The organism is Burkholderia sp. Cy-637 (assembly GCF_011753175.1).
GTDB lineage: Bacteria > Pseudomonadota > Gammaproteobacteria > Burkholderiales > Burkholderiaceae > Burkholderia > Burkholderia gladioli.
The window spans coordinates 1-24158 of sequence record NZ_VWWC01000115.1 but is presented as its reverse complement, the minus strand read 5'-3'; the positions used below and the strand labels follow the sequence as shown (position 1 = coordinate 24158).

The window sequence follows — 24158 nt, the reverse complement described above, 5'->3', positions numbered from 1 at the left end:
CGCTGGCGGCCGGCATCGGCGCGGCGCGCGGCGCGGTCGCCCTGCTGGTGCAGCGCGGCGCGGCGCGCCTTTACGTGCCGCTCGACCTCGGTTGAGACGGTTCGCGGGATCAACAGGAGAACCCAGCATGAATCGGTTTGGCAAGGCCTGGCGCGCGCTGCTGGCGGCCGTGTCGCTGGCGGGCGCCGCGCTGGCGCCGGAGGCGGCGAGCGCGCAATTGCAGCAGGGCGCCGCGCCCGCTTCGTGGATCCATTACGCGCAGGACGCGGGGCAGCGTTTCGCGGTTTCGCTGGGCAGGGAGGACGGCGAGACCGAGCGCCTGCAGCAGGCGTTGGCCGCCCGCCCGGAATCGTCCGCCGCCGAGCCCGCGCCGATCGACGTGCTGGTATTCGCCTGGATCGGCAGGGACGGCGCCGTCACGCGCGTCGAATTCGACACGCTCGGCACCGTGCAGGTCGACGAGGCCCTGCGCGAGGTGCTCGGCGCGGTGAAGCTGCCGGCGCCGCCGCCGGACATGCTGCAACCGCTGCGCGTGCGCCTGAAGCTGGAGCCGCGCCCCGAGGCACCGGCCGGCGGCACGGCATCGTCCGCCGTCACCACCAGCGGCTAGCGCCGGCGGCCGTCGCGCCGCGTCTTCCTCTTTTCGTCACCGCTTCGGCAAGCACCGGAATCCACCCGCGGCTGCGGGTTTTTTCCTAGACGAAAGCGCTTGCGCAAGCGCTTGCGTTCTCTATACTAGCTCGCGTTGGAGCGGGCTGGCGCTGCCTGGAGACGGCCGCGCACGGTGCCGTCCGCCGTCACGGAGAACGATGCATGGCCACGATGGAAGATGTCGCCCGCGAGGCGAATGTCTCCATGTCCACGGTTTCGCATGTGCTGAACGGCACGCGCAAGGTCAGCCCGGCGACGGTCGAGGCCGTGCGCGAGGCGATCCGCAAGACCGGCTACGTGCCGAACACGCTGGCCCAGGCGCTGGCCGGCGCGGCCTCGCGCACCATCGGCGTGGCGATCTCGGCGTTGACCAACCACTACTTCTCGGAAACGGTGCGCGCCATCGAGGCCGAATGCGCGCGGCGCGGCCTGATGATGTTCCTGGCCGATACGCACGACGATCCGGGCCAGGAACTGCGCGTGGTGCAGGCGCTGCACCAGCGCCGCGTGGACGGCATCATCCTGGCGCCGACCGTCGGCCCCGAGCGTCGCGCGCTCGACTACCTGGAGACCGCGCGGATTCCCTCGGTGATGGTGGACCGCATCACCACCGGCCGCTTCGACCAGATCGGCGTGGAGAACCTCGAGTCGATCGCGAGCCTGGTCGCGCACCTGGTCGGGCACGGCCATCGCCGGATCGGCTTCGTGTCGGGCGCGCCCGACATCCCGACCTCGGTCGAGCGGCTCGACGGCTACCGGCTCGCGCTCGATCGCGCGGGCCTGCCCTTCGACGCCGAGCTGGTGCGATGCGGCCATTCCGACAAGGAGCCGGCGCGGCGCGCCGTGCATGCGCTGCTGGCGCTGCCCGAGCCGCCCAGCGCGATCACGGTGTCGAACAACCTGATGATGATCGGCGCGATGCATGCGCTGCGCGAGGCGGACGTGGCGGTGCCGGGCCGCATGGCCCTGGTCGGCTTCGACGATTTCGACTGGGCCGAGTACGTGAGCCCGCGGCTGACCGTGCTGGCCCAGCCGCTCGAGGAGATCGGCACGCGCGCGGTGGACCTGCTGATGCGGCGCATCGCCGAGCCCGGCGGCGACTACTCGGTGCACCGGCTCGCGCCGGCGCTGCGGATACGCGATTCCTGCGGGTGCAGCGGATGAGCCGGCGCGCCGGGCCGCGCCGAGACGCTTCGTTTTCCTTTCCTCATTGTTCCAAGCGAGGTATGTCATGACCGATGCCGTGCCGACGCCGCCGATCCTGGAGATGCGCGGCATCTGCAAGTCCTTCCCTGGTGTGCGCGCGCTCGACAACGTTTGCGTCAGCGTGCGCGCCGGCGAGGTGCATGCGCTGATGGGCGAGAACGGCGCCGGCAAGTCGACGCTGATGAAGATCCTGTCGGGCGCCTATCGGGCCGATCCGGGCGGCGAGATCCTGGTCGACGGCCGGCCGGTGCAGATCGATGGGCCGCTGGCCGCGCGCGCGCTCGGCGTGGCGGTGATCTACCAGGAGCTGAGCCTGGCGCCGAACCTGAGCGTGGCCGAGAACATCCACGTCGGCCGCGAGCTGCGGCGCCGACGCTTCGGGCTGCCGACCATCGACCGCGCCGCCATGGAGCGCGACTGCGAGGACGTGCTCAAGCGCCTGGGCGCCGATTTCGGGCCGCGCACCCTGGTCGGCACGCTGTCGATCGCGAGCCAGCAGCTGGTGGAGATCGCGCGCGCGGTGCATGCGCGGGCCCGCATCCTGGTGATGGACGAGCCCACCACGCCGCTGTCCTCGCGCGAGACCGACCGCCTGTTCGCGCTGATCCGCCAGTTGCGCGAGGAGGGGCTGGCGATCATCTACATCAGCCATCGCATGGCCGAGATCTACGAGCTGTCCGACCGCGTCTCGGTGCTGCGCGACGGCAGCTACGTGGGCACGCTCGAGCGCGAGGCGCTGTCGGCCGAGCGGCTGGTGCAGATGATGGTCGGGCGCGACATGTCGGGCTTCTACAAGAAGGCGCATGCGCCCTACGATCCGGGTCGGCTGCTGCTGGCGGTGCGCGACATCGCCGACGGCGCGCGCGTGCGCGGCTGCAGCCTCGAGCTGCACGCCGGCGAGGTGCTCGGCATCGCGGGCCTGGTGGGCGCGGGGCGCACCGAGCTGGCGCGGCTGATCTTCGGCGCCGAAGCCCGCACGCGCGGCTCGATCGAGATCGAGGGCAGGGCGCTGGCGATGCGCACGCCGCGCGAGGCGATCGAGGCGGGCCTGGTCTACCTGACCGAGGACCGCAAGCGCCAGGGCCTGTTCCTCGACATGAGCGTGCTGGGCAACATCAACATCGCCGTATGCGGGCGCGATGCGCGCGCCGGCGGCGTGCTCGACCGCGCGCGCGGCGCGCAGCGCGCCAGGCAGGCGATCGCCTCGCTGTCGATCCGCGTGCCGAACGCGCGCATCCACGTGGGCGCGCTGTCGGGCGGCAACCAGCAGAAGGTGCTGCTGTCGCGCCTGCTGGAGACGCAGCCGCGCATCCTGATCCTCGACGAGCCCACCCGCGGCGTCGATATCGGCGCGAAGTCCGAGATCTACCGGATCATCAACGAGCTGGCCAAGGCGGGCGTGGGCGTGATCGTGATCTCCAGCGAGCTGCCCGAGCTGATCGGCGTGGCCGACCGGGTGCTGGTGATGCGCGAGGGCGAGATCGTCGGCGAGCTGGGCGGGCATACCGGCAGCGCGCTCACGCAGGAGGCGGTGATCGCGCTGGCCACCGGCTCCGGCGAGCCGCTCGACGCGGCGGCCTGAGGCGCGAGCGCCTGCGCATCACCTCACGAGCATCCCTATTCGATATCAGCAGGAGGACGACATGAACGATCAAAGCCAACCCGGCGCCGCCGGCGCGGGCCCGGCCCGGCGCGAGACGCGCGCCGACGCGGGCTACCGCGCCCGCATGCAGTCGCTGATGCGCACCGCCGGCATGCTGCCGGTGCTGGTGCTGCTCTGCCTGGGCTTCGGCTTGCTGACCGACGGTTTCGCGAGCTGGCAGAACATCTCGATCGTGGCCCAGCAGGCCTCGATCAATATCGTGCTGGCCGCCGGCATGACCTTCGTGATCCTGACGGGCGGCATCGACCTGTCGGTCGGCTCGGTGCTGGCCGCCGCCGCGGTGGCCTCGCTGCTGGGCTCGAACATCGCCGGCTGGGGCTGGCTGGGCGTGCCGATCGCGCTGGCGGTGGGGCTCGTGTTCGGGCTCGTCAACGGCTCGCTGATCGCCTTCCTGCGCCTGCCGCCCTTCATCGTCACGCTCGGCGCGCTGACCGCGGTGCGCGGCGTGGCGCGCCTGCTCGGCAACGATTCGACCATCTTCAACCCGCAGTTGCCGTTCGCCTTCATCGGCAACGGCGCGATCCTCGGCGTGCCCTGGCTGGTGGTGATCGCGCTGGTGGTGGTGGCCGCCGCCTGGTTCATCCTGCGCCGCACCGTGCTGGGCATGCGCATCTACTCGGTGGGGGGCAATCGCGAGGCGGCGCGCCTGTCGGGCATCAACGTGCGCGGCATCGAGCTGTTCGTGTACGGCGCCTCGGGGCTGCTGGCCGGGCTCGGCGCGCTGATGTCGGCGGCGCGCCTGTATGCCGCCAACGGCCTGCAGCTCGGCCAGTCCTACGAGCTCGACGCGATCGCGGCGGTGATCCTCGGCGGCACCAGCTTCGTGGGCGGGGTGGGTTCCATCGTCGGCACCCTGATCGGCGCGCTGATCATCGCGGTGCTGTCCAACGGCCTGGTGCTGCTCGGCGTGTCCGACATCTGGCAGTACATCATCAAGGGCCTGGTGATCATCGGCGCGGTGGCGCTCGACCGCTACCGGCAGAGCTCGGCGCATACCTGAAGCGAGGCACCTGCCACCTTGTTCACGCGGGCCGGGCGGAACCGGCCCGTCCTCGACAGCGGCGCGACGTCGGGTCCCGCGCGCCCGTTTTCCTCATCGACCCACGGAGACAAACCTCATGTTGAAGCTCAAGAGCTCGTTGCGGGCCGGCGCGGCCTGCGCGCTGCTGTTCGCCGCCGGCGCGGCCCAGCTCGCCCAGGCGGCGGACAAGCCGCTGAAGTCGATCGGCATCACGGTCGGCTCGCTCGGCAACCCGTATTTCGTGACGGTGGTGAAGGGCGCCGAGGCGCAGGCCAAGGCCATCAACCCGAACGTGAAGGTCACCGCGATCTCGGCCGACTGGGACCTGAACAAGCAGTTCACGCAGATCGACAACTTCATCGCCGCCCATGTCGACCTGATCCTGCTCAACGCGGCCGATCCGAAGGCGATCCTGCCGGCCGTGAAGAAGGCGCAGGCGGCCGGCATCGCGGTGGTGGCGGTGGACGTGGCCGCGGCCGGCGCCGATGCCACGGTGCAGACCAACAACGTCAAGGCGGGCGAGCTGGCCTGCGACTACCTGGTGAAGAAGATCGGCGGCAAGGGCAACGTGATCATCGAGAACGGGCCGCAGGTGTCGGCCGTGATCGACCGCGTGACCGGCTGCAAGAGCGTGCTGGCGAAGAATCCCGGCATCAAGCTGCTGTCCTCGGACCAGAACGGCAACGGCTCGCGCGACGGCGGCCTGGCGGCGATGCAGGGTTACCTGACGCGCTTTCCCAAGCTCGACGGCGTGTTCGCGATCAACGACCCGCAGGCGATCGGCACCGACCTGGCGGCCAAGCAGTTCAACCGCGGCAATATCGTGATCACCTCGGTGGACGGCGCGCCGGATATCGAGGCGGCGCTGAAGTCGAATTCGCTGATCCAGGCCTCGGCGAGCCAGGACCCCTACGCGATGGCCAAGGAGGCCGTGACGGTCGGTTATGGCGTGATGAACGGCAAGAAGCCGGCCAATCCGATGATCCTGCTGGAGCCCTCGCTGATCACGCGCGACAACGTCGCCGGCTACAAGGGCTGGAGCTCGCACTGAGCCCGGCCTGACGGGGCGGTACCGAAGAAGCCGGCCGGCGCGCGCCTTGCGCGGCCCGGCCGGCTTTGGCGTTTCAGTGCGCCCGCCCGTCGTAATGCGTGACGGGGATCGCGTCGAGGTCGATCTCCTCGATGCAGCGCAGGTTGACGGCGGTCATCGGGCGTCCATCCGGGGCCGCGCCGTCCGCATAGGGATGGATCCCGCAGGCGGGGCAGAAGCGATGCCGGATCACGTGCGTATTGAAGCGGTAGCTGCTGGCGTCCTGCTCGGGTGTCAGCAATTCGAAATCTTCCCGCGGCACGAACCACAGCAGCGAGCCCTTGCGCCGGCAGATCGAGCAGTTGCAGGCCATCGCGCCGGCCGGCTCGCCCCGCACGCGGAACGCCACGCGTCCGCAATGACAGCTTCCCTCGTAACTCATGCGCGCCTCCTGATGATCGAGTGACGCCACTCACTATAGGCGATGGGCCGCCGCGCGCCGCGCTTTTCCGGCGCCGGGGCATGCTGCACTGCAATCAGGACGCACAAGGCGGATACCGTTATCCAAAGCGAGTCCGATTATCGAATGGCCGGGTGATTATCGAAATCCTGTTGCTGTATTTCGATAACCGCGGACGCCTGATAAGTGCTTATTGAAAATGGTCTAATCGGATAATCAAGGTTTATTTCTGGTTGTTTGGGATTGCGTATTCGGCATTGTGGAGTCTGTCTATTTTTGTCCTTGTTGACGATTGGACACAGTCTCGAATTGTCAAAAACATTTGACAATGTTCGTCGTTGGTTTCGATTCGGGAGGAATCCGTTGTTTTTCCTTTGAAGATTTGATGATTGATTCCGGCGGGTTGCGGGTGAGCCTTGGCGGGCAGGGCGGCAGGTGGCTTCCGGACTGCCGTTCCGGATTGCGTGAAAGCCTTGGAAAGCCCGTGTAACAAGGTGTTTCGGCGATTTTTCGGATTTCGTCTGAGATGTGGGGGCGCTGAAAATCTTCTGTTCCGGAACGAGTCGGCGAGGTGTTCCGCAAACGTTTAATTTACATGCCTGATATTCGGCACTTGACAATGCTTTACAGTATTAGTTGCATGGTTCTATTAGGATTCGCCCAGTCCAAGGGTGACCGTTCCGAAACAAAACACATCCGGACGCGTGATGTTTATTTCGGGGTTGCCATTGGATGTCGAGCGGCGATATTGATGTGAAGATAGTCGCGGCGTCGCATATCCATCCAGATAGTTTGTGAGACCAATCACCATGCAAACCAAGCTCATTTCCGCCCTGCTGATCGCGGGCGCCGCCACGGCTTCGCAAGTCGCCTTCGCCGCCGACGGCACGATCACGTTCTCCGGCAACGTGACCGCCCAGACCTGCACGATCAACGGCAACGGCAGCGGCTCGAAGAACTTCACCGTGACGCTGCCGACCGTGTCGGCCAGCTCGCTGGCCACCGCCGGCGCCACCGCCGGTGCCACGCCGTTCAACATCGCCCTGACGGCCTGCACGCCGACCACCGGCACCAACGCCGTCAAGGCCGTGCACGCCTACTTCGAGGCAGGCCCGACGATCGACACCACCACCGGCAACCTGATCCTCGCCACGGGCGGCGCCACCAACGTCGAGATCCAGCTGCTGAACGCCGCCGACCAGTCGGCCGTCAAGCTCGGCCAGGCCGATGCCTCGCAGAACTCGAAGCCGGTGAACGTGAGCACGGGCGGCGCGGCCACCCTGCAGTTCTACGCGCAATACTATGCAACCGGCGCGGCAACGGCCGGCGCGGCGAACTCGAGCGTGATGTACACCATCGCCTACCAGTAAGCTGACGAATAGTCATACGAAGTAACCAGCGGGGCGGGGCGAACCAGCCGTTCGCTTCCCCCCACTCGCACGTTTTCTGCATCGATCCATGCCATGAAGCTCCGCAAAGCACTCAGATTCGCGATCGCCACCGCCTGCGTCGCGTGGTTCAGCCAGCTCACGACGCCCGCCGAAGCCTCGGTGGTGATCGGCGGCACGCGCGTGATCTACGGCGCGAGCGAGCCGGAAGTCACGATCAAGCTGTCCAACGAGGGGCAAGCGCCCGCGCTGGTGCAATCGTGGGTCGATGCAGGCGACGTGAAATCCGCGCCGACCACCACCAAGGTGCCCTTCGTGATCACGCCGCCGATCTCGCGGATCGATCCGAGCAAGTCGCAGACGCTGCGCATCGTCTACACCGGCGAGCCGCTGCCGAAGGATCGCGAATCGGTGTTCTGGCTCGACGTGCTCGAAGTGCCGCCCAAGCCGAGCGCCGCCGAGGCCGACATGAACCGCATCCAGTTGGCGTTCCGCTCGCGCATCAAGCTGTTCTATCGCCCCGATAATCTCAAGGGCAAGTCGGCCGATGCGCCGTCGCAGCTCGTCTGGCGCCTCACCCAGGTGGACGGCAAGCCGGCCCTGGAAGCGCGCAATCCCACGCCGTACTACGTGTCGGTGATCGGCATCACGCTGCAGTCGGGCGCCCGCAAGGCCACCGCCGACGACAGCGGCATGATCGGCCCGGGCGAGACGCACGCGTTCCTGCTCTCGGGCGACGCGCTCGAGGCGGCCGGCGCCAGCGTGCACTACACCACGCTGAACGACTACGGCGCCTCCGTCGATGGCGACACGCCCCTGGGAGGCGCGGCCTCCTCGAAATGAGGCCTGACCGACTCCCCCGTCGAGTGAGTCGCGCGTAGCGCGCCACGTCCTTCCCAATGCAAGACCGTCCATGCCCGCCAGGGCAGGGCGCAGCCTTGCCTACGTTTCGGCCGCCATCGTGAACCAACGCACCTCCTCCTTGCCGCTGTCCATGCCCTGGCGCCCGCGTCCGTGCTGCGTGCTCGCGCTGTCGATGTTCGTCTCGACGGGCGCGATGGCCGCGACCACCGCGGGCAGCATGCAGGTGGCGGAAGTCCAGTTCAACGACCTGTTCCTGCAGCATCCGGACGGCGTGAAGGTGGACGTGAGCCGTTTCGACAAGGGCAACGTGGCGGCGCCGGGTTCGTATCGCGCGGACCTGTTCGTCAATACCAACTGGATCGGCCGCGCCGAGATCACGCTGCGCCAGATCGGCGGCGACACGGGCAACGTACAGCCCTGCTTCGATCGCGAGCTGCTGCAGCAGGTGGGCGTGGACATCTCGAAGCTGTCGCCCGAGGCCACCAAGCTGCTGACCGATCAGGGCGCGAGCTGCGCGACCCTCGGCATGCTGGTGCCGGACGGCGTGGCGACCTTCGACAACGGCGAGCAGCGCCTGGACGTCAGCATCCCGCAGGCCTCGCTGAGCCGCGAGGCGCGCGGCTACGTGGACCCGCGCTACTGGGACGAGGGCGTGCCCGCCGCGCTGCTGTCGTACAACGGCAACGTCTATCGCTCCGACAACCAGGGTTCGTCGGCGACCCAGGCCTACATGGGCCTGACCGCGGGCCTGAACTTCGGCCCCTGGCGCTTCCGCCACAACGGCAACCTCACCTACGACTCGCACGGCGGCACGCACTACCAGAGCGTGCAGACCAGCCTGCAGCGCTCGATCGCGCGCCTGAAGTCGCAGTTCGTGATCGGCGACGCGTTCACCGACGGCACCATGTTCGACAGCGTGGGCTTCCGCGGCGTGCAGATCGCCAGCGACGAGCGCATGTATCCCGAGTCGCAGCGCGGCTATGCGCCGACGATTCACGGCATCGCCAACAGCAACGCGCTGGTGCAGGTGCGCCAGAACGGCAACATCATCTACAGCACCAACGTGGCGACCGGCCCGTTCGAGATCAACGATCTCTATCCGACCGGCTACGGCGGCGACCTCGACGTGGTGGTGACCGAGGCCGACGGCAGCATCCACACCTTCAAGGTGCCGTATGCCTCGGCCGTCAACTCGCTGCGCCCCGGCATCACGCACTTCAGCGTGACGGCCGGCGTGTATCGCAACCCGCTGCTGTCGAGCAAGCCGGCGCTGTTCCAGGCCACGATCCAGCACGGCTTCACCAACCTGATCACCGGCTACGGCGGCGTGACGGCCGCGCGCGGCTACCTGGCCGGCGTGATCGGCGCGGCGCTCAACACCGAGCTGGGCTCCTTCGCGCTCGACATCACGCAGGCCAACACCGAGCTGCCCGGCATGGCCTCGCGCCACGGGCAGAGCGTGCGGATCTCCTACAGCAAGCTGATCAGCCCGACCAACACCAACGTGACGGTGGCCGCCTATCGCTATTCGAGCAGCGGCTACCTGGGCCTGCAGGACGCGATGCAGCTGCGCGATCCGCAGACGGGCGGCGTGAACGGGCTGCTCTCGGGCGGCATCCGCCGCGGGCAGTTCCAGGTCACGCTGAACCAGAGCCTGCCGGAAGGCTGGGGCTCGTTCTACCTGTCGGGCTCGACGGTCAACTACTGGAACCGCGGCGGCAACGACACGCAGTACCAGGCCGGCTACAACAACAACTTCAAGCGCATCAACTACGGCGTGTCGGCCTCGCGCCAGTTCGACGTGACCCAGAACCGCTGGGACAACCGCTTCATGCTGAACCTGTCGATCCCGCTGAACCTGGGTTCGCACGTGGTGTACTCGTCCACCAGCCTGCAGCGCGATACCGGCGGCGCGACCGTGGTCCAGCAGTCGCTGACGGGCTCGCTGGGTGTGGACAACGCGCTCAGCTACGGCGTGAACGTGGGCCACACCACCGGCGGCGGCGCGAATTCGACCACCAACGTGGGCGGCAACGTCTCCTACATGTCGCCGTACGCGACCGTCACGGGCAACGCCTCGAAGGGCACCGGCTTCACGCAGTACGGCGCCGGCATCTCGGGCGGCGTGGTGGCCTACAGCGGCGGCGTGGCCTTCACGCCGACCATGGGCGAGACGGTGGCGATCGTCGAGGCCAAGGATGCCGCCGGGGCGCGCGTGACGACCGGCAGCGGGCTGCGCATCGATCCGTTCGGCCATGCGATCGTGTCGAGCCTCACGCCGTTCTCGACCAACGAGATCGAGATCGACCCGAAGGGCCTGCCGATGAGCGTCGAGCTGAAGACCAGCGCACAGCACACGGCGCCGACCGCGGGCGCGGTGGTGCGCCTGAAGTTCGAGACCGAGGGCGGCGGGCGCTCGGTGATCATGCGCGCGCGCATGAGCGACGGCCAGCCGGTGCCGTTCGGCGCCGAAGTGAACGACGCGAGCGGTCAGAACGTCGGCACGGTGGCGCAGGAAGGGCGCATCGTGCTGCGCGGGCTGAAGAGCGATACGGGCACGCTGAGCGTGAAGTGGGGCGAGACGGCCGCCGATGGCTGCTCGCTGTCGTACAAGCTGCCGGTCGCGGACAAGGCGAGCAAGCAACGCTGGACCGACGCGGAGGCGGTATGCACGAAGTGAACGAGGGGTGGGCGATGGGCCTGGGAGAGAGCGGGAAGCGGGTTGGGAAGCCGGCGATGATCGGCCGCCTGCTGTTCTGGCTGTTCGCGATGGCGGTGCTGATGCTCGGGCTGGGCTCGCGCGCGGCGCTCGCGCAGAGCGCTACCTGCTCGGGGAGCGCACAAACTGTCCCGATCTCGATGCCCGCTTCGATCACGGTGCCGCGCGATGCCGCGAACGGCACGATACTCACCTCGTGGGTATCCACGGCGGCCACTACCAATTACTACAACTGCACGGTGGTGCCGGTGGGTAATACCGTGCGTCCCTCATCGGGCATGGCTTTCGAGCCGCTGTCCATGACCAAGGCGGGCTTGAGCGTGACCGGACCGAATGGCGTGGCGTACACGGTCTGGAACACCAACGTGCCGGGAGTGGGTGTCGCGATCGGCGTGCGCTCGTACGTGAACGGTTGCGGCTGGCAGGCTTGGGGCGACCTGGGCACGCCCTCGGGTTTCCTGCCATCGCCATGGAAGGGGAGCGCCTGTAACTCGAACGGCTCGGTCACCAACGGCGGCCAAGCGCAAATGGCGTTGGTCAAGACCGGTACCATCACGGCCGGCACCGTTTCCGGCGGCGTGCTGTTCGAGGGCGCCTCGATCACGGCCATGGACATCAACGGGCCCTATACCATCGCCACCGCGGGCCGCAAGTCGTTCTCGCTGAGCCAGACCATCATCAACGTGGCGGCCTGCACCACGCCGAACGTGACGGTCACGATGGGCTCGTACAAGCAGTCGGCTTTCACCGGGGTGGGTTCGACCACGCCGGCGGTGGCCTTCAACGTGGGCGTCAATGCCTGCCCGGCCGGCCTGAACTCGATCCAGTACCAGTTCATTCCCGTCAACGCGGTGCTCGACACCACCAATGGCGTGCTGGCGCTGTCGAGCGACTCGACGGCCGCGGGCATCGGCCTGCAATTGAAGGACAACAGCGGCAAGGCCCTGAAGTACAACACGCAGTACACGCTGACGAGCTACAACGGCTCGACGGGCGGTTCCTACACGATTCCGCTCACGGCCAACTACTACCAGACCTCGGCCAGCGTGACGCCCGGTAGCGCGAATGCGGTGCTGACCTTTACCATGACGTACCAGTAGGTTGCGCGCAGCGGGTTTCGACGAATACGGAGGTATCGCGAGCATGTCGGATTGGATACGACGATTGAGCCATCTTCATCGCCACGGCGCTTCGGCGGCGTGGCGGCTCGCGGCGCGCTGCGCGGCCCTGCTGGTCCTCGCGCTGTCCTCGCACGTGGCCTGGGCGACCGCCAGTTGCTCGAGCACGGCGCAGACCTTCACGGTGTCGATGCCGTCCTCGATCACCGTGCCGCGCGATGCGGCGGTCGGCACGGTGTTGACGACCTGGGTGTCCACCTCGATGACCAATAATTACTTCAACTGCCAGGTGAACGGCGGCGGCGCGACGGGCACCGGCTTCGAGCCGCTGTCCCTGACCAAGGCCGGGATGAACGTGACCAGTCCTAACGGCAGCTACACGGTCTGGAACACCAACGTGCCCGGCGTCGGTATCGCGATCGGCGTGCGCGTCTTCGTGAACGGCTGCGGCTGGCTGGGATACGCCGACCTCGGCGTGCCCTCGTCGTTCTTCCCCAGCCCGTGGGTCGGCCAGGCCTGCAGCGGCACGGGCAACTCGCTGACCAACGGCGGCCAGGCCGAGATGGCGCTGGTCAAGACCGGGCCGATCACGGCGGGCACGGTCAACGGCGGCGTGCTGTTCGAGGCCGCCGCGGCCGTCTCGCAGGGCGGCGGCTACACCATGCAGACCGGGCGCAAGTCCTTCTCGCTGACGCAAACCGTCATCAACGTGGCGGCCTGCACCACGCCGAACGTGACGGTCGACATGGGCTCGTACAAGCAGTCGGCCTTCACCGGGGTGGGTTCGACCACGCCGGCGGTGGCCTTCAAGGTGGGCGTCAACGCCTGCCCGGCCGGCCTGAATTCCATCCAGTACCAGTTCATCCCCGTCAACGCGGTGCTCGACAGCACCAACGGCGTGCTGGCCCTGTCGAGCGACTCCACCGCCAGCGGCATCGGCCTGCAACTGAAGGACAGCAGCGGCAAGGCGATCAAGTACAACAGCCAATACACGCTGACGAGCTACAGCAGCGCGACGGGCGGCACCTACACGATCCCGCTCACGGCCAACTACTACCAGACCTCGGCCAGCGTGACGCCCGGCAGCGCGAATGCGGTGCTGACCTTCACGATGACGTATCAGTGATCGCGCGGCGATAGGCCCACAGCGCGGCCATGGCCAGCAGCAGGCAGGCGCCGATCATGATCGACAGGCTGCGCGCCTGGGGCAGCACTTCGTTGAGCCGCGACATGCAGCCGACCATCAGGGCCGTGACCGCCGCCTGGGAGAAACCGAGCAGGGCCGAACTGGTGCCGCGCAGCGTCGGGAAACACGCCATGGTGCGTGCCACGCCGATCGTCAACAGGGTGCCGTTGGCGGCCACCAGCAGCGCGGCGGCCAGCAGCAGGCCGGCTGCGCCGAGCGGCCGGCCCGCGACGCCCCAGCCCGCCAGCAGCACGGCGCCGGCCGCGAACAGCGCCGTGCCGGCGGTGACGATGGCGCGATCGCCGGCGCGCGGCGCGAGCCGCCGGCCGACGGCGCTTCCCAGCACGAAGCCCGCGGTGACGGGCAGGTAGGCGTAACTGATCGCGCGCGGCGTGTAGCCGAGCGCGAGCAGCAGCAGCGGCGCCTGGAACAGGTACAGGAAGTAGGCCGCATAGGCCGCGCAGGCCAGCGCGCAGAACGACACGAAGCGCCGCGAACGCGCCAGCGCGAGCCACGAATTCATCAATTGCCGTGCCGCCCCGCCAGCGGGCGCGGGGCGATGCGTTTCCGGCACGAAGCCCCAGGTCAGCACGAAGGCGAGAGCGCCGACGCCGGCCAGCGCCGCGAAGATCGCGCGCCAGCCCGCCAGCGCCGCGATCCACTCGCCGACGATCGGCGCCAGCGCGGGCGACACCACCATCACCGGCACCACTACCGAGATCGCGCGCGTCGCCGCTTCGAGCGGCAGCGCGTCGAAGGCGATGCTGCGCCACAGCGCGACCGGAATCCCGGAGGCCAGGCCCTGCGCGAAGCGGCAGGCCGACAGCGTGGCGAGATCGTGCGCGCCGGCCATGGCGAGGCTGGTCGCGGCGTGCAGGGCCAGGGCGGCGAGCAGCGGCCGGCGGCGCCCATGACGATCGGACAGCGGCCCGCAGACCAGCAGCGACAGGGCGAGGCCGGCGAAGTAACTGTCGAACAGCCGCTGGGTGGCGGCCACCGGCACCGCCAGGGCGTTCGCGATGGCCGGCAGCGCGGGCAGGAACAGGTCCGAGGACAGCATCGGCAGGAAGGCGACCAGGGCAAGGCAGGCGGTCAGCCGGGCGGGGCGATCGGCGAGCGAAATCTCGGGCATGGAAGAGGGCGGGGCCGCGAACGGGAAGCGCGCAGTCTAGGCGGGTGCGCCGCGCGCGGCTGGCAGGCGATGCGCGAATGCTGGCAGGAAATGCGCATCGCTGCGCGCGGCGTTTTTTTTCGCGGCGGCGGGGCATGAACCCTGGTGCTAGAATCCGCGCGAACCGCCGGCTGTCGTCGGCGGTCGTTCAGGGAGCGCGCATGCGGGAATACGATGCGAACCTGGTGTCGAGGTCGGTCACGCGACTGGGCGGCACCAGCATCGAACTGGTCCGGCGCCGCATCGAGGCGGGCGCGCCGGCCAGGCTCCACGTCGCGCACGAGCGGCACGCGATCTACGCCGAAATGAGCCGCGGTTTCGAGTGCGAGCGGCAAGTGGCCGGCGCCGCGCGCGAGCGCTTCGTCAGCGAACCGGGGCTGGTCTCGTTCCGGCCGGCGGGCTCCGAGGTGCGCGGCAGCACGATCGGCGAGGGCATCGTCAGCTACGGCCTGGTGCTGATCGATCCGCGCCAGGATTGGCTGGACGACTTGCAAGGCGCGCTGCGCCCGCTCACGGCGCTGCGCCATGCGCGCCTCGCGGCCGAGCTGGCATCGATGTTCGAGGCCTGCGCGGCCGGCGAAGCCGCCGGCGCCACGCCGTTCGCGGCCCTGCATGCGCAAGGGCGCAGCCTCGCGCTGCTGGCCCTGCTGGCCGACCAGGGCGGCACGGCACCCGCCGTCGATCGCGTCGATGCGCGGCTGGCTGCGGTCACCGCCTGGATCGACGCCCATCTCACGCAGGAATTCTCGCTGGCCGAATTGGCCGAGGTCGCTCATCTCAGCGTCTCGCAACTGGTGCGCCAGTTCCGCCGCCGGCTCGGCATCACGCCGATGCGCCATGTCTCGAACGCGCGCCTGAAGGAGGCGCAGCGCCTGCTCGCGCAGACCCGCTGGCCGGTCGCGCGGATCGCGGCGCATCTCGGTTATACCGACGCCAGCCATTTCACCAGCCGCTTTCGCGCCAACACCGGCGCCACGCCCGCCGCCTGGCGTCGCCGCTTGCGGGGCCGCTAGGCGAGCGCCGGCGCTCGTCCCGCGGCGTCGATGCGACGTCCGACATCCATCTCGCGCTCGGCGGGGGCGCCGCACGCCAGCATCGATCTGCTGCAGATGCAATAAAAATTCATCGAAGCAATATTCGACCAGACTGTGGGATAAGCCACTCGCGGTGCTGCGCGGGACAGCGCCTGATTTGCGTTTCAAAGAACTGAAGATATTTCATATGCAGCACGACGATTGCGCATATGAATCAAAAAAGCTTGAAACCGGTTCGCTTCGATGCCATGAAAACTAAAGGCTGGCAAGGGTTTTCAGTTGACGTGACGAACTCGCGGCAAGTGCCGCTCGACTCGCCAATATCCTGATCATTTCATCGCGCGCGAGCTTCCATAAGGCATAAGCTTATTCGTTGTATGTGCAATCTAATTGCCTCGCGAATTGTTAATAAAAGTGAGGAAATAATACCGGGCCGCCGCTATAATCCGTTCGGACTGCTGGACTTCAATAACCGCCCTTGACATCGCCGCGACGTCAGTCGTCATGTTCCGATTCGTCCCATGATTGATCTTTTCAGACGAAGCTTCATCGAGCTCAGCGTCGGCCTGCCGCGCATGGAGCGCGCCCAGGCGCCCGGCGAGCCGCCCTTGCTGGTGGCGGGCCGGGGCAGCGCGACGCCGGCCGCGGTGGCCGCGCTGCAGCGGGAGTTCGCCTTGCGCGACGTGCTCGGCGAAACCTGGAGCGCGGTGCCGCAGGCGCTGATGCCCTATGGCGACGGCGTGCTGCTGGTGCTGGCCGATCGCGGCGGCGAACCCCTGCCGCGCGGCGGCATGGGCAGCGAGGCGCTGCTCGCGTTCTTCGCGCTGGCACGCGGCATGGTGGCGGCGGTCGGCGAGATGCACGGCGCCGGCCTGATCCATCGCGCGCTTGGCCCCAAGCGTTTTCTCGCCGATCGCGAGGGGCGCGTGTACCTGACCGGCTTCGGCTTCGCGGTGCGCGGCGGCGCCAACCAGGCCGGCCAGGGGCAGCGGGGCAACCCGCCCGGCGCCGGCCGCTGGGCCGACGACGAACTCGAATGGGACGACGAGAGCTTCGTCTACATGGCGCCCGAGCTCGGCGCGCGGATGAACGTGCGCGTCGACGCGCGCGCCGATCTCTATTCGCTCGGCTGCGTGCTCTACGAACTGCTGAGCGGCGTGCCGCCGTTCGAGGCCGGCGACACCGCCACGCGCATCCACGCCCACGCCACGCGCCGGCCCCGGCCGCTGCCCGAGGTGATGGCAGGCATTCCGCGGCAACTGTCGCGCATCGTCCTGAAGCTGCTGGAGAAGGCGCCCGAGCAGCGCTACGCGAACGCGGCGGGCCTGCTCGACGATCTGTGCCGCTGCGAGGAACTCTATCGGCGCGACGGCCGCATCGATCCGTTCGCGCTCGATACGCGCGCGGCGATGCGCTCGCTGCGCCACAGCGAGGTGGTGGTCGGCCGCGAGCGGGAGATCCACGCGCTGCTGTCCCTGCATCGCACCGTGGCCGAGAGCGGCCGCGCGCGCGTCGCCTGGGTGTCGGGCCAGTCGGGCATCGGCAAGTCCACCCTGCTGCACGAGGCGGTCTCGCGGATCCAGCGCGAGGGCGCGCCGCTGCTGGCGCGCGGCAAGAGCGAGGAGGGGCGGCGCGGCACGCCCTACGCGATCCTGATCCAGGCGCTGGAGCCGCTGCTGCAGTACGTGCTGGCCTGTCCCGACGAGACCTTCGCCAGTTGGCGCCAGCGCGTGCGCGAGGCCACCACGCCGGTCGGCCGCACGCTGTCCGACTTCCTGCCCACGCTGGCCACCGTGCTGGGCCCGCAGCCGGAGCCGGTCGCGCCGCCCGATGCGCAGCCGGCGCTCGAACGCGAGCGCGTGCTGCAGGGCATGGCGCGGCTGCTGGCCTGCTTCGCCGCGCCGGACCGGCCGCTGGTGCTGCTGCTCGACGACCTGCAATGGACCGACGTCGGCAGCCTGCAAGTGCTCGAACGCGTGCTGCTGCAGCATGCCGATACTGCGATCACAGTCATCGGCGCCTTCCGCGGTAACGAGATCGACGATGCGCATGCGCTGCAGGCCTTGTTGCGCTCGCCACGGATTGCCTCGCTGCCGATCGCGCTGGGCCCGCTCGACGCGGCGGCGCTGCATGACCTGGTGGCCAGCGCGCTGAGCGGCGACGCGGCCGCGCTCGAACCGCTGGTGGCCGAGATCGACCGCAAGTCCGGGCGCAACCCCTTCTTCGCGCGCCACCTGCTGCGCGTGCTGGCCGACGACGGCCTGCTCGACTACGACCACGACGCCGCCACCTGGCGCTGGAACCTCGATCACATCGCCCGCCATCGCGGCATCGACGACATGTTCGAGCTGCTGGTGCACAAGCTCGAGCAATTGCCGCCGGCCGCGCAGAGGCTGTCGCGGCTGCTGGCCTGCCTGGGGGATCGCGCCTCGATCGAGCGGCTGTCGATCGCCGCGGGGCTGACGCCGTTCGAGGTGGTGCGCGACCTGCAGCCGGCGCTGGAGGCCGGCACCATCCTCAGCGACGGCGACGACTACGCGTTCGGTCACGACAGCATGCGCGAATCGGCCTATGCCTCGATTCCCGAAGGCGAGCGCGCCGCGCTGCACCTGCTGGTGGCGCGCCGGCTGCTCGGGCACCCGGGCGCGCAGGCCGACGTGTTCGCGATGGCGGCCCAGGTCAACCTGGCGCGCGAGGCGGTCGACGCGCGGCGCGAGCGGGCCGCCTTCGCCGCGCTCAATCTCGACGCGGGGCGGCGCGCCAAGGCTGCCACCGCGCATCACTCGGCGCTGGTGTATTTCCGCGCCGCGCTCGACTTCATCGGCGAGGACGACGGCGAGCAGATGGGCCTGGACGCGCGCGTGCTGTGCGGCGAGGCCGAATTCATGACGGGCGCGCTGGAGGCCGCCGAGGCACGGCTCGCGGCGCTCGAGGCGGTGGCCGGCGACGGCATCTTCGGTGCCGACCTGGCGCGCCTGCGCGCGGCGCTCTACACCACCCTGGGCCGCTACGACCTGGCGATGGGCACCGGCCTGGCCTTCCTGCGCCGCGCCGGCATCGAGATCCCGATGCAGCCCGGGGTGGCCGAGGTCGATCGCGAATACGCGCGGCTGCGCGGCTGGCTCGACGAGCACGGCATGGACGGCCTGCGCGCGCTGCCGGTGGCCGCCGACCCGCTGCGCCGCGCGCTGATGGACATCCTCGCCGACCTGATCCCGCCGGCGATGTACACCGACCAGAACCTGGTCGACCTGATGGTGATGCGCACCGCGACGCTGTCGATCGCCTACGGCCAGTCCGATGCCTCGGCGAACGCCTATACCTGCATGAACCTGGTGTTCGGCGCGCGCTACGGCGACTATTCCTACACGCTCGACTTCGGCCGGCTGGCGCTGTACCTGGTCGACGAGCTGGGCCTGAAGCGCTACCAGGCGCGCGTCTACATGGTGTTCGGCTGCTTCGTGGTGCCCTGGACGCTGCCGGCGCGCTCGGCGCGCGACTACGCGCGGCGCGCCTACACGGTCGCGCTCGAATCGGGCGACCACACCTTCGCGAACTACTGCAGTCCGAACGAAGCGACCGGCATGATCTTCGGCGGCGAGTATCTCGACGACATCCGCGAGACGGTGCGGCGCGGGCTGGTGCTGGCGCGCGACTCGAACTTCCTGCTGGTGATCAACCAGTTGCTCGCGCAATCGAACCTGCTGGCGCGCCTGCAGGACGACCCGGCCGAGCGGCGCGAGCCGCCGCCGCCGGTGCCGGTGGAGGGCGCGCCGGTCACCCTCGTCGACGTGGCCTACTGGGTCTATCGCCTGCAGCTCGGCGTGATGTTCGGCGATACCGGCGACGCGCTCGAAGCGCGGCGCCGCGCCGAGGCCTGCGTGTGGTTCGGCCGCTCGTTCGCCGAGAGCGGCGACCTGGCCTATTACGGCGCGCTGGCGCTGATCGCGCTGCGCAGCCGCGATGCCGACCAGGACGCGGCCCTGCAACGGCATATCGACCAGCTCGCGCTTTGGGCCAATGCCTGCCCTGCGAACTTCGTGGCGCGTCGCGACCTGGTGCACGCGGAATGGCTGCGCACCCGCGATCGCGCCGCCGAAGCCGGCGCCGCCTATGCCGCCGCGGTGGCCCACGCGCGGCGTCACGGCTTCACCCAGGTCGAGGCGCTGGCCGCCGAGCTGGCGGGGCGCTTCTACAGCGCGCGCGGCGAGGAAGTGCCGGCGGCCGCCTATCTGCGTCATGCGCGCGGTGCCTGGCAGCGCTGGGGCGCGATGGCCAAGGTCCGGCAGTTGCAGGCCGATCATCCGGCGGTGTTCGAGTCCGATGTGCGCGCCTCGGCCGCCAGCCGGCTGTTCGAGCTCGACGTGCAGGCCGTGCTGCGGATCTCGAACGCGCTGGCCAGCGATATCGTGCCGTCGCGGCTGGTCGAGACGGTGCTGCGCACCGCGCTGGAGAATTCCGGCGCCGGGTATTGCGTGCTCGCGCTGCTGCGCGCCGAGGGTTGGCGCGTTCCGGCGCAGGCCTACGTGCTGGACGGCGAGATCACGGTCACGCAGCAGGGGGCGGGGTTCAGCGCCGAGGTGCTGCCGGTGTCGCTGGTGCAGGCGGTGGCGCGCAAGCAGGACGGCCTGCTGATCGACGACATGCGCGACGCGCCGGCCTTCGAGGAAGACGAGTACGTGCGCCGCTACCGGCCGCGCTCGGTGCTGTGCGTGCCGCTGATGCGGCATGCCACCCTGGTGGGCGTGCTCTACCTGGAGAACAAGCTCGCCGCCAAGGTGTTTACGGCGGCCAAGGCGGCGGTGCTGGAAGTGATCGCGAGCCAGGCCGCGTTCGCGCTGGAGAACGCGCGGCTCTACGAGGAGCTGGTCGAGCAGTATGGCCAGCGCGCGCGGGCCGAGGAACAGTTGCGCAATGCGCTGGCCGAACTCGAACGCGCCAGCCGCCTGAAGGCGATGGGCGAGCTGGTGGCCTCGATCGTGCACGAGGTCGGGCAGCCGATCGCGGCGGTCGACACCTCGGCGAGCGCCGCGCTGCGCTGGCTGAACCGCGAGCCGCCCGATATCGACGAGACGCGCGAGATGCTGCGCTACATCAGCCTCAGCGCGACCCGCGCCAAGACCATCATCCAGGCGCTGCGCGCCAAGGCCCGCAAGGCCGAGCCGCAGTTCACCGCGGTCGACCTGGGCGAGGCGCTGCGCGAGGCCGCCACCCTGGTGGCGGGGCAGCTCGATGCGCTGGAGGTGGCGCTCGAGCTGCGCGGGCTGGAGGCCGGCGTGCAGGTGCAGGGCGACCGGATCCAGCTCCAGCAGGTGGTGATCAACCTGCTGACCAACGGCGCCGAGGCGATGGCCGGGCAGGCGGCGGGCGATCGCCGGCTGGTGCTGTCCTGCGACGAGGAGCCCGGCGGCTGGGCGCGCGTGAGCGTCGACGACCACGGCTGCGGCATCGATCCCGGCATTGCCGGCCGCCTGCTCGAACCGCTGTTCACCACCAAGGACAACGGCATGGGCATGGGTCTCGCGATCTCGCATTCGATCGTCGAGGCGCATGGCGGCTCGCTGACGCTGACGCGGCGCGCCGAGGCCGGCACCCGCGCCAGCTTCGCGCTGCCGCTGCTCGCGCCATGAACCGCCGGCCGCGCCGCTCGATCGACGCGATCGACGCGATCGATGTGAACGACGTCGCCGACGCGATCGATACGCCGCGCTCGATCGGCCGGGCCAGCCGCATCGGCCGTCCCGTCGCCTGCCGCCGCGGCGGCGCCCCCGAACCCAGGCCGCCCGCGCGGCGGCCGCCTTCACGGGCCATGCCCTGACCACGATGTCCTATTCCCGTCCCCCCGAAAGCGATCCCGCCTTGCGCCGCGATGCCCGCATCGTCTACGTCGTCGACGACGACGAGCTGGTGCGCGGCGCGCTGGCCGGCCTGCTGCGCTCGATCGACCTGGAGGTGCGCGCCTACGGCTCGATCGAGGAGTTCGTCGCCGCGCCGCGCCACGGCGGCCCCGCCTGCCTGGTGCTCGACGTGCGCCTGAAGGGGCAGAGCGGCCTGGCTTTCCAGCGCACCCTGATGGACGACGGCGGCCCGCATATGCCGATCATCTTCATGACCGCCTATGGCGACATCCCGATGACGGTCAAGGCGATGAAGGCCGGCGCGATGGATTTCCTCGCCAAGCCGTTCCGCGACCAGGACATGATCGACGCGGTGATCAGCGCGCTGGAGCGCGACGCGGCGCGCCTGGCCACCGACCGCCAGCTCGGCGAGACGCGCGCCTGCTGGGAGTCGCTGACGCCGCGCGAGCGCGAGGTGCTGCAGCACGTGGCCGACGGGCTGATGAACAAGCAGATCGCCGCCAGCATGGGGATCGCCGAGATCACCGCGAAGATCCATCGCGGCCAGGCCATGCGCAAGATGAACTCGCGCTCGGTGGCCGAGCTGGTGCGCAAGATGGAAGCGCTCGGCATCGAGCGGCTGGCGCCGCGCTAGCGGGGCGGGCGGCGGCGCCCCGTCGCGAAAACGCCCGCCCGGCGCGGCTTCCGGCCCGCCACGCGGGCGCGCGGCGGGGTCACCCTATACTTCGATATGATGGTTGGCGCCCCCCGCGCCGCGGTACTCTAGTCCCCGGACGATGGTCGGATGAGCCGCCTCGTTCACCAGGTCATGAGCGAGATTTCTTTTGTCCGTAGACGCCAACCAGCTCGTATCCATCGTCGACGACGATCCGTTCGTGCGTGCCGCCACCAGCAGCCTGGTGCGTTCGTTCGGCTGGAATGCGCGCGTGTTCGCGACCGCGGACGAATTCCTCGCATCGGATACGCTCGCGGCCACCGGCTGCCTGGTCTGCGACGTGCAGATGCCCGGTACCGACGGCGTCGAGCTGCTCTCGCTGCTCGAAGCGCGCGGCATCCTGATCCCCACCGTCTTCATCACCGCGTTCGCCTCGGGCCGCACGCTCGAGCGCGCCAACGCGAGCCGCGCGCTGTGCGTGATCGACAAGCCGATCGACGCCTCGGAGCTGGAGTCGTGGATCGGCCGCGCGCTCGGCCTGTGGCCCGCGCCGCCCGCGACCTGAACCTGCGCATCGCCCGATAAACCTTGGTAGGGGGTGGACGCCCTCTCGTCTGATAGCGCGCCTCCCGGCGGCCATGGTGTCATGTGCACCGTGCCTTCGATCCGATCGAGACGGGAGAACCGGAATGAACAGGACCCTGACCTTGCTGCGTAGCAACGCCCTCGAGTTGTCCGCGCGTCCCCGCGCGCTTGCCGCCATGCCGCTCTTGCGATTGCGCAGGCTGACCCGCAGCGTCGCCTATCGCGGCCATCGCCATGCGGCGCTGGTGCGGATCGGCTTCATGTGCGCCACGCTGGCCGTCAACGGCCTCTACCGGCACGGCTTCATGATCGCGCCCGAGGTCGCGCAGGCGGCCGTCGAGTTCGTCCAGGCCTGGTTCGGCGGCGCGCTCGGCAATGCCGGGCAGCCCGAGCCCGAGGCACTGGCCGCCTGGCGCGCGGCCGCGCGCTGGCCGGCGCTGTTCCGGACCGAGACCGATACGGCGCCGGCCCGGGCCTGACGCCGACCCACTCCCTACGATTGCCCCATGGACATCCAGATCAACCAGCAGACGCTGACGCTCCCCGACGGTGCCACCGTGGCCGACGCGCTCACCGCCTACCAGGCCAGGCCGCCGTTCGCGGTGGCCGTCAACGGCGCCTTCGTGGCGCGCGCGCGGCACGCCGCGCACACGCTCGCGGCCGGCGACCGGCTCGACGTGGTGCACCCGGTGGCGGGCGGCTGAGCCCCGCCGACCCGCGCGACCGATTCTTACAGGACCTCCCCATGACGCCGCTTCCCACCACCGATGCGCTGACGCTGTACGGCACGCCGTTCCAGAGCCGCGTGCTGCTCGGCACCTCGCGCTATCCGTCGCTGCAATCGCTGTCGGACTCGATCGCCGCCTCGCTGCCCGGCATGGTCACCGTCGCGCTGCGCCGGCAGATGAACGCCGGCACCGCCGAGGCGGGCTTCTTCGACCTGCTCAAGCGCCACGCGGTGCCGCTGCTGCCGAACACGGCCGGCTGCCAGAGCGTCGCCGAGGCGGTCAACACCGCGCAGATGGCGCGCGAGGTGTTCGAGACCGACTGGATCAAGCTCGAGCTGATCGGCGACGACTACACGCTGCAGCCCGATCCGGTCGGCCTGATCGAGGCGGCCGGCCTGCTCGTGAAGGACGGTTTCAAGGTGCTGCCCTATTGCACCGAGGACCTGGTGATCGGCCGCCGCCTGCTCGACGCCGGCTGCGAGGCGCTGATGCCCTGGGGCGCGCCGATCGGCACCGGCAAGGGGGTGGTCAATCCCTATGGCCTGCGCGTGCTGCGCGAGCGGCTGCCCGACGTGCCGCTGATCGTCGACGCGGGGCTCGGCGTGCCCTCGCATGCCTGCCAGGTGATGGAATGGGGCTTCGACGGCGTGCTGCTGAACACGGCGGTATCGCAGGCCACGCATCCCGAGATCATGGCGCGCGCCGAGCCCGCGGCCGTTGACGATCTCGACCGCGCGGCCGATCTCGTTGAGCGCGATGCGGTGCCGCGCGGCCAGCGCCTGCACGCTGCTGATGCCGGGAATCACCTCGTGCTCGAAGTC

General features: G+C 69.3%; 18 protein-coding genes and 1 pseudogene. 17 read left to right on the top strand and 2 right to left on the bottom strand.

Annotated elements, in window-relative coordinates:
* Positions 1-127 precede the first annotated feature (127 nt).
* The 5 genes from F3J10_RS24825 (at position 128) to F3J10_RS24805 (ending at position 5592) form a co-directional block, all read left to right on the top strand.
* Positions 128-610, top strand: coding sequence for a YbaB/EbfC family DNA-binding protein (locus F3J10_RS24825; RefSeq protein WP_167243220.1), 483 nt, complete (start codon positions 128-130; stop codon positions 608-610).
* A 203-nt stretch (positions 611-813) separates the two neighbouring features.
* Positions 814-1815 carry a LacI family DNA-binding transcriptional regulator gene (locus F3J10_RS24820; protein WP_025097879.1) on the top strand — a complete coding sequence of 334 codons (1002 nt, stop codon included), beginning with the start codon at positions 814-816 and terminating at the stop codon, positions 1813-1815.
* Positions 1816-1882: 67 nt separating this feature from the next.
* Entirely contained in the window at positions 1883-3439 is a 1557-nt protein-coding gene (locus tag F3J10_RS24815) for a sugar ABC transporter ATP-binding protein (protein ID WP_025097880.1), read from the top strand.
* A gap of 61 nt (positions 3440-3500) precedes the next feature.
* Complete coding sequence (locus tag F3J10_RS24810; RefSeq protein WP_166914962.1) at positions 3501-4520, top strand: ribose ABC transporter permease; 1020 nt, start codon at positions 3501-3503, stop codon at positions 4518-4520.
* Between the two features lie 118 nt (positions 4521-4638).
* Complete coding sequence (locus F3J10_RS24805) at positions 4639-5592, top strand: ABC transporter substrate-binding protein (RefSeq protein WP_025097882.1); 954 nt, start codon at positions 4639-4641, stop codon at positions 5590-5592.
* A gap of 73 nt (positions 5593-5665) precedes the next feature.
* Here the strand turns inward: F3J10_RS24805 and F3J10_RS24800 are convergent, their stop codons facing one another.
* Complete coding sequence (locus F3J10_RS24800; RefSeq protein ID WP_167243219.1) at positions 5666-6013, bottom strand: GFA family protein; 348 nt, start codon at positions 6011-6013, stop codon at positions 5666-5668.
* A gap of 827 nt (positions 6014-6840) precedes the next feature.
* Between F3J10_RS24800 and F3J10_RS24795 the strand changes: the two genes are divergently transcribed.
* From F3J10_RS24795 to F3J10_RS24775, 5 genes are all read left to right on the top strand, one after another.
* Positions 6841-7401, top strand: coding sequence for a fimbrial protein (locus tag F3J10_RS24795; RefSeq protein WP_025097884.1), 561 nt, complete (start codon positions 6841-6843; stop codon positions 7399-7401).
* Positions 7402-7494: 93 nt separating this feature from the next.
* Entirely contained in the window at positions 7495-8262 is a 768-nt protein-coding gene (locus tag F3J10_RS24790) for a fimbria/pilus periplasmic chaperone (RefSeq protein WP_167243218.1), read from the top strand.
* 70 nt (positions 8263-8332) lie between these two features.
* A complete protein-coding gene (locus F3J10_RS24785; protein ID WP_167243217.1) occupies positions 8333-10963 on the top strand; it encodes a fimbria/pilus outer membrane usher protein in 2631 nt (876 codons plus the stop codon).
* The gene (locus F3J10_RS24780; protein ID WP_167233677.1) at positions 10951-12102 is read left to right on the top strand and encodes a fimbrial protein; all 1152 of its coding nucleotides are present in this window, start codon (positions 10951-10953) and stop codon (positions 12100-12102) included. The genes F3J10_RS24785 and F3J10_RS24780 overlap by 13 nt, the downstream gene beginning before the upstream one ends.
* 64 nt (positions 12103-12166) lie before the next feature.
* The gene (locus F3J10_RS24775; protein ID WP_240155704.1) at positions 12167-13246 is read left to right on the top strand and encodes a fimbrial protein; all 1080 of its coding nucleotides are present in this window, start codon (positions 12167-12169) and stop codon (positions 13244-13246) included.
* Here F3J10_RS24775 and F3J10_RS24770 read toward each other — a convergent pair.
* A complete protein-coding gene (locus F3J10_RS24770; RefSeq protein WP_167243215.1) occupies positions 13227-14438 on the bottom strand; it encodes a Bcr/CflA family efflux MFS transporter in 1212 nt (403 codons plus the stop codon). The genes F3J10_RS24775 and F3J10_RS24770 overlap by 20 nt on opposite strands.
* Before the next feature lie 200 nt (positions 14439-14638).
* Here F3J10_RS24770 and F3J10_RS24765 point away from each other — a divergent pair, with 200 nt between their 5' ends.
* From F3J10_RS24765 to F3J10_RS24735, 7 genes and pseudogenes are all read left to right on the top strand, one after another.
* Entirely contained in the window at positions 14639-15490 is an 852-nt protein-coding gene (locus tag F3J10_RS24765; protein WP_025097890.1) for an AraC family transcriptional regulator, read from the top strand.
* A 542-nt stretch (positions 15491-16032) separates the two neighbouring features.
* A complete protein-coding gene (locus F3J10_RS24760) occupies positions 16033-21141 on the top strand; it encodes a trifunctional serine/threonine-protein kinase/ATP-binding protein/sensor histidine kinase (protein ID WP_167243214.1) in 5109 nt (1702 codons plus the stop codon).
* Positions 21142-21334: 193 nt separating this feature from the next.
* A complete protein-coding gene (locus F3J10_RS24755; RefSeq protein WP_025097893.1) occupies positions 21335-22003 on the top strand; it encodes a response regulator in 669 nt (222 codons plus the stop codon).
* A gap of 190 nt (positions 22004-22193) precedes the next feature.
* A complete protein-coding gene (locus F3J10_RS24750; RefSeq protein WP_036055869.1) occupies positions 22194-22589 on the top strand; it encodes a response regulator in 396 nt (131 codons plus the stop codon).
* Positions 22590-22875: 286 nt separating this feature from the next.
* Positions 22876-23088, top strand: a pseudogene (locus tag F3J10_RS36015) (FAD-dependent oxidoreductase); the annotation flags it as partial.
* A gap of 27 nt (positions 23089-23115) precedes the next feature.
* Entirely contained in the window at positions 23116-23313 is a 198-nt protein-coding gene (gene thiS, locus F3J10_RS24740) for a sulfur carrier protein ThiS (protein WP_013696417.1), read from the top strand.
* A gap of 41 nt (positions 23314-23354) precedes the next feature.
* On the top strand, positions 23355-24158 hold an 804-nt coding region (locus tag F3J10_RS24735; protein WP_240155703.1), incomplete at its 3' end, for a thiazole synthase.

Coding starts and splice junctions, on each gene's coding strand:
- F3J10_RS24825 (WP_167243220.1), top strand. CDS start 128: ATGAATCGGTTTGGCAAGGCCTGGCGCGCGCTGCTGGCGGCCGTGTCG.
- F3J10_RS24785 (WP_167243217.1), top strand. CDS start 8,333: ATGCCCGCCAGGGCAGGGCGCAGCCTTGCCTACGTTTCGGCCGCCATC.
- F3J10_RS24790 (WP_167243218.1), top strand. CDS start 7,495: ATGAAGCTCCGCAAAGCACTCAGATTCGCGATCGCCACCGCCTGCGTC.
- F3J10_RS24810 (WP_166914962.1), top strand. CDS start 3,501: ATGAACGATCAAAGCCAACCCGGCGCCGCCGGCGCGGGCCCGGCCCGG.
- F3J10_RS24765 (WP_025097890.1), top strand. CDS start 14,639: ATGCGGGAATACGATGCGAACCTGGTGTCGAGGTCGGTCACGCGACTG.
- F3J10_RS24760 (WP_167243214.1), top strand. CDS start 16,033: ATGATTGATCTTTTCAGACGAAGCTTCATCGAGCTCAGCGTCGGCCTG.
- F3J10_RS24815 (WP_025097880.1), top strand. CDS start 1,883: ATGACCGATGCCGTGCCGACGCCGCCGATCCTGGAGATGCGCGGCATC.
- F3J10_RS24800 (WP_167243219.1), bottom strand. CDS start 6,013: ATGAGTTACGAGGGAAGCTGTCATTGCGGACGCGTGGCGTTCCGCGTG.
- F3J10_RS24820 (WP_025097879.1), top strand. CDS start 814: ATGGCCACGATGGAAGATGTCGCCCGCGAGGCGAATGTCTCCATGTCC.
- F3J10_RS24805 (WP_025097882.1), top strand. CDS start 4,639: ATGTTGAAGCTCAAGAGCTCGTTGCGGGCCGGCGCGGCCTGCGCGCTG.
- F3J10_RS24795 (WP_025097884.1), top strand. CDS start 6,841: ATGCAAACCAAGCTCATTTCCGCCCTGCTGATCGCGGGCGCCGCCACG.
- F3J10_RS24770 (WP_167243215.1), bottom strand. CDS start 14,438: ATGCCCGAGATTTCGCTCGCCGATCGCCCCGCCCGGCTGACCGCCTGC.
- thiS (WP_013696417.1), top strand. CDS start 23,116: ATGGACATCCAGATCAACCAGCAGACGCTGACGCTCCCCGACGGTGCC.
- F3J10_RS24755 (WP_025097893.1), top strand. CDS start 21,335: ATGTCCTATTCCCGTCCCCCCGAAAGCGATCCCGCCTTGCGCCGCGAT.
- F3J10_RS24780 (WP_167233677.1), top strand. CDS start 10,951: ATGCACGAAGTGAACGAGGGGTGGGCGATGGGCCTGGGAGAGAGCGGG.